The organism is Proteiniphilum sp., assembly GCF_040307845.1.
Classification (GTDB): Bacteria; Bacteroidota; Bacteroidia; order Bacteroidales; family Dysgonomonadaceae; genus Proteiniphilum.
In genome coordinates this window covers 178839-186538 of the sequence record NZ_JAWRIS010000036.1, presented here as the reverse complement: position 1 = coordinate 186538, position 7700 = coordinate 178839, and the positions used below count along the sequence as shown (strand labels likewise).

6 protein-coding genes are annotated in these 7700 nt (G+C 44.7%); 1 reads left to right on the top strand and 5 read right to left on the bottom strand.

Annotation, left to right across the window (positions count from 1 at the left end):
- The first annotated feature begins 244 nt into the window (after nucleotides 1-244).
- Nucleotides 245-3559, top strand: a complete 3315-nt coding sequence (locus tag ABV001_RS09110; protein ID WP_352422508.1) for a glycosyl hydrolase — start codon at nucleotides 245-247, stop codon at nucleotides 3557-3559.
- An 18-nt stretch (nucleotides 3560-3577) separates the two neighbouring features.
- On the opposite strand, the gene ABV001_RS09105 is transcribed toward ABV001_RS09110, so the two are convergent.
- The 5 genes from ABV001_RS09105 to ABV001_RS09085 all read right to left on the bottom strand — a co-directional run bounded on the left by ABV001_RS09105 (nucleotide 3578) and on the right by ABV001_RS09085 (nucleotide 7551).
- On the bottom strand, nucleotides 3578-4408 hold the full coding sequence (locus ABV001_RS09105; RefSeq protein ID WP_352422507.1) for a DUF4886 domain-containing protein: 831 nt from the start codon (nucleotides 4406-4408) through the stop codon (nucleotides 3578-3580).
- 486 nt (nucleotides 4409-4894) lie between these two features.
- Complete coding sequence (locus ABV001_RS09100; protein ID WP_352422506.1) at nucleotides 4895-5365, bottom strand: hypothetical protein; 471 nt, start codon at nucleotides 5363-5365, stop codon at nucleotides 4895-4897.
- 34 nt (nucleotides 5366-5399) lie between these two features.
- A complete protein-coding gene (locus ABV001_RS09095; protein ID WP_352422505.1) occupies nucleotides 5400-5816 on the bottom strand; it encodes a hypothetical protein in 417 nt (138 codons plus the stop codon).
- A gap of 53 nt (nucleotides 5817-5869) precedes the next feature.
- The gene (locus ABV001_RS09090) at nucleotides 5870-6415 is read right to left on the bottom strand and encodes an RNA polymerase sigma factor (protein ID WP_323425733.1); all 546 of its coding nucleotides are present in this window, start codon (nucleotides 6413-6415) and stop codon (nucleotides 5870-5872) included.
- 50 nt (nucleotides 6416-6465) lie between these two features.
- Nucleotides 6466-7551 carry a tetratricopeptide repeat protein gene (locus ABV001_RS09085; RefSeq protein ID WP_352422504.1) on the bottom strand — a complete coding sequence of 362 codons (1086 nt, stop codon included), beginning with the start codon at nucleotides 7549-7551 and terminating at the stop codon, nucleotides 6466-6468.
- Nucleotides 7552-7700 lie beyond the last annotated feature (149 nt).

Below are 7700 nucleotides of genomic sequence, written 5' to 3'. Positions count from 1 at the left end.
AATTTATCCTTATGCATTGTTGTTCTTTCTAAGAACTACAAAGATGAGAATTGAAATCCGTTTAATCCAAAAATGACTACAACTAACTAAATTTCAAATATTTCAAAGAACTCTACGAGATTTTAATAGGACAGTAATGATACATTATTAAATCGATAAATGAATATAAACATTGTTTTACTTATGGTGAGGACTGAAATCGAGTCCGTATAAAATACCAAAGAGAATAAATATTTTTAGTGTTATGAAAACGCATTTATATAAAAAATCGTTCTTATTTTTCTTTTTATTGGGTATGTCGTTTCTCCTTCTTATCGCTTGTTTCAGTGTAGGGGGAAGAGAAATTTCAAAAAATGATCAGCCGGATAAAGAAATGTTCAAGAATCCCGGCAAAGACCATTATCCCGAAACCTGGTTTCATTTTATCGGGGGCAACGTATCGAAAGAAGGCATAACGGCTGACCTGGAAGCCATTGCCGCGGCCGGCATCTCAGGTATCCAGCTGTTTCACGGCCAGTTCGGGGGTGAGTGGCCGGGTGTATCCCCACAGATCAAGGCATTGAGTGAGTCGTGGGACGACCTTATCGTCTGGACAGCCGAAGAATGCAAACGGCTGGATTTGAAATTCACCATGCAGAATTGTCCGGGATGGTCGTATGCCGGGGGACCATGGATAAAACCGGAGAACTCCATGCGGCACATGGTGTATTCCCGTACTGACATAGACGGCAGCCAGACGGTAAGCATCCCGTTGGGAATACCCCAACCCAGTGAGGAGGAGTGGCGCAATTATCAGGATCTTTTTGTGGTTGCCTTCCCCACACCGGAAGGTGATACGGGTGCCCGTTTAATTCCAGCCAGCGTGAATAGCAACCGCGCCGGTCTGCCGTGGAAAGGATGCCTTGTGGAACAAAAGCGGTTGATGTTACCACCTTCCTTGTCGGAACCGACAATTATCGATATCGAATTTGACAACGAAACAACCGTCCGCACGGTGGAGTTTCCACCGGTAAATTCATTTTCCCACGCCTGGAGCTATTCACCGGATATTACAGTGGCCATTTATGCCGTAACCGGTGATGGGATGAAACAGGTTGCCCGGCTGGACATGCCGCCGGGGAGCTGGCAGGATGACCGGCCCATCTCCATTGCTTGTGAAGAGACAACCGCACGGTCCTACCGGATAGAGATATCCAACCTGCATGACATGGCGATATCCTATATCAACCTTTACTCCGCCGCCCGTCAACAGAACTGGGAGTCGGAGGCGGCATGGACGTTAAGGAGGATCGTAAGGGAAGGTTATCCCCAACAATCTTCGGCCGCCTGGATTGATCCCTCCTCCATTGTGGATATCACGGAGAAAATGGATCCTTCAGGAGTACTCTCCTGGGATGTACCCGGAGGGAAATGGACTGTCCTCAGGATAGGCCATGTGAACACCGGGATGAAGAACGGTCCGGCTCCCCCGGAAGCTACCGGGTGGGAAGCCAACAAACTCGACGTGTCGGGAGCCAGGGCAAACTTCGAAGGTTATATAGGCCGTTTACTGGCCGACAACAGCAGCCTGAAAAACGGGTTACTGGATGGCATGCTGATAGACAGCTGGGAATGCAGGACGCAGACATGGACGGCAGGGTTGGATAACACCTTCCGGGAAAAATGGGATTACTCCCTTTTCTCCATGTTCCCCGCCATCTTCGGGTATGTAGTGGAGGATCCTGAAACTACAGCACGTTTCCTGCGCGACTGGAGGGTCACCTTAAACGACCTGTTGGTAAAGAATTTTTTCGGAGAAATGGGCAGCATCGCCCGTGAAAACGGGTTGAAGATATCCTTTGAAACGGCATCCGGAGATGTTTTCCCCGGGGATATCCTCGAATACTACAAGTATGCTGATGTTCCGATGTGTGAATTCTGGCACCCGAGGCAGGATTCTTATGTCGGCAGCTTCGAATTCAAACCGGTAAAGCCGTGTGTTTCGGCAAGCCGGGTATATGGAAAGGGAAGGACAGCCGCCGAGGCTTTTACCTCCTTCAACCTGACATGGGATGAACATCCCCGGTTCCTGAAAGAGATAGCCGATGAACATCTGGCGAGGGGAGTGACCCATCTGGTATTCCACACCTATACCCACAATCCCCGCATAGATTTTTTGCCTCCCAGTACCTCTTTCGGGTCGGGTATAGGAACTCCTTTTCTGCGTCTGCAGACATGGTGGGAGCATATGCCGTACTTTACGGACTATCTGGCAAGATGCAACTACATGCTGGAAAGTGGGAACCCGGTATCGGACGTGTTGATGTATCTGGGGGACGAGCAGAACCACAAACCGCGGCAGTCGCTGGAATTCCCGGAAGGATATGCGTACGACTACTGCAATCCGGACGTATTGTTGAACCGTCTGTCAGTCGAAAACGGGCAACTGGTGACCCCCGAAGGGATTGCATACCGCATGCTGTGGTTATATGACTGCAAGAGGATGTTGCCCGAAACACTGGAGAAGATACTTTCCTTTGCAGAGCAGGGGATTACCATCGTGGGGGAAGCACCTGCAGGCATTGCGACACTGAGTGGAGGAAAAACAGAAGAGGCCCGTTTTAAGAAGGCAGTCGAAGCCCTTTGGGGAGACAGTAGCCAAAGTGTCCGTCAAGTTGGAAAAGGGAAGGTTTATACCGGTGATATAGGGGTAGCTTTGACAGCGGAGAAAATTCAACCCGATATTGACATCAGGTTTTCAGATGTGCGTTGGCTACATCGCAAGGCAGGCGGCTCCGATTTTTATTACCTGTCTACCCCGGAAAAAAAAGGATATCAGGGTACCATCTCATTCCGTACCAAGGGTAATGCCGAGGTATGGGATCCGCTGACGGGTGAAACAAAAGGATTGGCATCCGGGTTGACGAAAGAGGGTTATACACAGGTTGAGATGGATCTCCCGGCAGGTAGTTCCTGCTTTGTGGTGTTTAGCGATAATGCAGCTCCGGCGGAGAAACCGTTTAACGTTACAGCAAAAACGGAAATTCACAACGGTTGGGAAGTCTTTTTCCCCGTAGGATGGGGGATAGGAGAGTCGCCCGTTAGGATCGACCGGTTGATGCCATGGAAGGATATCCCCTCACTAACCACGGAAGGGAAAGCTTTCTCGGGAACGGCTGTCTACTATACAACATTTAACATGGATGAGAAAGCGGATCATGTGAAGTACTTGCTTGACCTGGGACGGGTGGAAATGATCGCCAAAGTCAGTCTGAACGGAAAGGATGTAGCCACCAAATGGACTTATCCCTACCAGATGGATATCACCGAATACCTGCAACCGGGCGAAAACAGGCTGGAAGTAGCCGTGACCAGCACATGGTTCAACCGCCTTGCCTATGATGCGGGTTTACCCGAACAGGAGAGAAAAACCTGGACTATCAACGGACCGAAGGAAGGATTGCCACTCAAAGATTATGGGTTATTGGGACCGGTATTCATCTCTCGGGTAAATATCAGTGCCAATGTGGTGCTGGGGGTTTCCAAAGCCAGCCATTCAAAATCACTACAGGTCTCCTGAAACCTTCAGTTCCCTGAGTTAGAATGGTGTAATTCGATAGGGCTTCAACACCGCCCTATGCGCTGCCCGTTGCGCTATAAAAGCTTCCGCAGGCGTAATGGATGCCGGCACAAAACCATTTCCGACAACCGATTTACCCGACAAAAACTCGAACCAGGTGCAGGCCGCCGTATAACGTCCCAAACCGAGGCTCAGATGGTATCCGTCACGATTAAAATTATCGCCGATAAAGCTGCTCCGTCCGTTTTGTATGGCTGTTCCCGAAGGGACTATTTTGCGGATACCGACACGCTTCGCCGCTTTCCGGGAGGTTTTCACAATCGCGTTGTACATCTCCGTTTGATTGCTGTGATATTTTGGAAACTCGTTGTGTGTGGAATTGGCTGCGTATGCCCACGTTTGATGAAACAGGAACGTTACCCTGGGATTTGTCGCCAGGCCTTTCACGTAGGCCGTTAGATTGGCGAGATACGGAAAATAAGTATCCATCAATCCCGAATTGCCACTATTCTGTTGAAAGCTGATGTAATCCCATTTTTCGTTGGTAATACCCTGTTCCAGCGTGAAATTGTCAATGGTTTTCGTACCGTTCCCATCTATCCTGCGATAGCGGTAATCGGCCTTGTCGCTCTCGGCATTGTTCCAATGGCGTTCCAGGGAACAACCGCCGATGTAGAGATTGCCAATGACGAAAACCACGCCGGCGTCTTGCCCGAGACCGTAAAGGTAATTTTCTACCGCATCTTCCGAAAAACTGTTGCCAATTGCCAACACCCGAATGGTATCCTGCGACCACGCTCCGATGGTAAAAAGCAGTATAAAAACCCAGCAAATAAAAATTTTTTTCATTTTGCTATGTTATTAATGTAATTATGGTTATGTTCAATCAATTGAAATTGAAACGATGGAATTTCTTGCATTTTCGTATGACTTACAGATGATTCGCAGATAAAAAATAGATTGATAATCAATGCTGCAGGACAAAGGTATGTAAATTCTTTCACAATCAATAAACTCAGTCAATCATCTCTTATAGATCGATTCCAAAGTTTTTATTGAAATTCCGGTATTTGGTATATTGTTTTGTATTTTGAAATTATATTTTTAACAAAAGTCCATAATGATGAATAAGGATAATAATAAACATTTAGTTAGTCAATTGATTTTGCAACAAATTCCGGATTTTGTCCCCTGCCAGCATTTTTGTTTGTTTCAATTTCCGAATAGGGAACGGGGTACAAGTCATTATTATCGTTAATGTTATCTTTATTCGATGGATTATATTCCCTCACCCTATAGGTGTATTTGCGTTTTATAGGGTAGGGAGGGTATGTTTCACTGTCTTTTATTGCTTCTTCCTTCGTTCCGGAAATTCGTTACTTCTTTCTGAATAAAATCTCTTTCTGCCTGCTGGGCTTTGAATAATTTTTCGGGTGAGAGTACTTTTTCGAATTTGGTAGAGTACTCCTTGTCGAGTTCCGCCTCTTTGACTTTGACATCCACATCATCTTCCAGCATTTTTCTGTACTCTTCTTCAGAGATATTGCTGTTGTCTTTGATACGCTGCACCTTATCTCTGTGCGTTCTATGCAGTTTAAACTTCTTTTGTGTCAATTCACTGCTCAATGGAAAATATTTAGTGGCCTCATCCTGTGTGAGTCCCGCTTCCTTTGTCACATATTCCTTTCTCCTTTTTTCATAATCCGCCATATTCATTTTCCTGTTCTGGGGAGTCTGGGCAGAGAGAATTAAGAAGTTAGCCGGTAGTATGAGCATACATAAAAGCAAAATAACAATTCTTCTCATCACAAAATTTGTTTTTAAATGATGGTTGATACTTTCAGTTCAAATAATACTGATGATACATGTAGTCGAAATAGCTGTCGTCAACCAACTGCTCTTCGAGATATTGATAGAATTCTTCTTCGGTAATCTGTACGGTAGACCAATAATTATCGGTATTTTCGTATGAACCCGAGAGAGTTTGTTGACTTGCTATCTGGTTTTCAGCCATATTGTCATTTCCCGGAGTTTTCATCAGGAAATCAATGGTGATATAAAGTCCGACGAACATAGCAGCCAGATAGACCCACGGCTTGGCTCTGTCCCACATTGAGACCGGCTCCGGGACTACAATCTCTTTTTCCGGTAAGCGATTCATTATTTCTTGATTGAATTGCGCGAAATAATTTTCGGGAACTTTAAAAGGATTTTTAGTCTTATCTATTTCTTCTAATTTGTTAATTTTTGTATCCATACCTCCTGTTTTTGCGCTGCTCTGTTGAATAGACTTAATGGATCGGTAAAAGTTTAATGGGGTTCACTTAAAAATTTTTCAATTTTTTTTACCGCATGATGATAAGATGCTTTGAGTGCCCCTACTGACGTTCCCAATATATCTGAAATATCTTCATATTTCATCTCTTCGGAGTACTTCATCTGAAAGACGAGACGTTGCTTTTCGGGAAGGGTAAGAATGGCTTTTTGGAGAAGTTTTTGCGCTTCGTCGCCATCGAAATAGGGATCGCTCTCCAATGTATTCAGCAGAAATGAATTGTCGTCATCTAAGGGGATATTGTTTTGACTTCGTTTCTTATTGAGGAAGGTGATACTTTCGTTAATGGCAATACGGTAGAGCCAGGTGGTGAGTTTGGCTTCACCCCTGAAGTTCTCGAGATTCATCCAGGCTTTCACGAATACATCCTGTAAAATATCGTTGGCATCGTCATGTGAAAGTACCATTTTCCGTATCTGCCAATAGAGCCTTTCACTGTATTCGGAAACAAGCCTGGCAAATCCCTTTCGACTTGTTCGCGGATCACGCAGCTCTTCCAGTAACTGTTCCTCGTTATTCATTTCCTTTATATATGGACTTCAAAGGTAAACGATTTTTATTAACTTTTTGTTTAGTTCTCGTCTCCTTTTTCAAACCAGATCACAAAATCCACAGCGTCACCGGGATTCTGCTGCCACCATTCCATGGATTCGGGAAAGTAAGACACACTGATATAGCGGCAGAAGGTATCATAATAGCCGGATTCTGCAATATGGGAAAAGAAGGGAATATAAAAAGTCCAGAAAACGCCTTCTTTCGCCCCTTTGCTCTCCCGGGTGAGTACGTTCATGATTTCTTTGTTGACCGTTTTAAAGAGGGTAAACTCATCTTTTTCCCCGGGGGCGTTATTTAATGAATCGAGTGTAGTAGTGATGGCATGGTACACTAAGTTGCGGTTTAGTCCGTCTTCAATACTTAAAGGGGGAATCTTGTCGCGGTGCGGTATCGTATCGGGCTTATTGCGCATCATCTGTTGTTGGATGAACGACCTTTGCACGGGTTCTTCAGCTATTTTTATCTGCATGATATTCAGCATTTCCTCAAAGGCGGTCTTCGAACGCTTACTATCGGGTTCCAGCAAAAGAAACATCTGGAACGACAATATGCTCTGTACCCATAATCCATTATCATTAAGCGCATAAGCATTCAATAAAAAGGCGCCGCTATGTGATTTATCCAGGTCGATGGCTCTTTTTATATGCCCCAGTGTTTTATTGTTATCTCCTTTTTTATAATAATTCAGCGCCAGGTTGAAATGTAGCAGGTACTCATCACCATTTTTTATTAAACCTTCCTGAAGTAACGCTATGGCTTCATCTATCCTGTCCATTCCTGCCAGCGCCTCACTCTTTACCGCGTATGCGCCTGATGATAGTTGTTTGTTGCCGGAGTTGATTACTTCTGTACTATATTTAGATGCATTCTGATAATCCTGTAATGCCAGGTAGGACAATGATAACTCATAAGTTGCCTGTACCGATGCGGGATCAACGGCAAGAGCCTCCTTATATTTTTCGATGGCTTCTTTGAATTTCCCCTCATCATGCAACCCAACCCCTTCGTCGATTAATTCTTCCGCGTTGGCATTTTGCCCATAAGAAAGAAACAATGATGACGAAGCAATCAATAAAGTGATTAATAATATAATTTTTTTCATTATCGTGTAGTCTAAGTTTAATAAACAGGTCCCTTGAGTGATATATAGTATAGACGAGTTTGTCCGGATTATGTTATCACGAAAGGACGAATAACTCTTTACATCACGAAAGGGCGAATAACTTTTTTAAGAAGGTAAAAATAGGACAA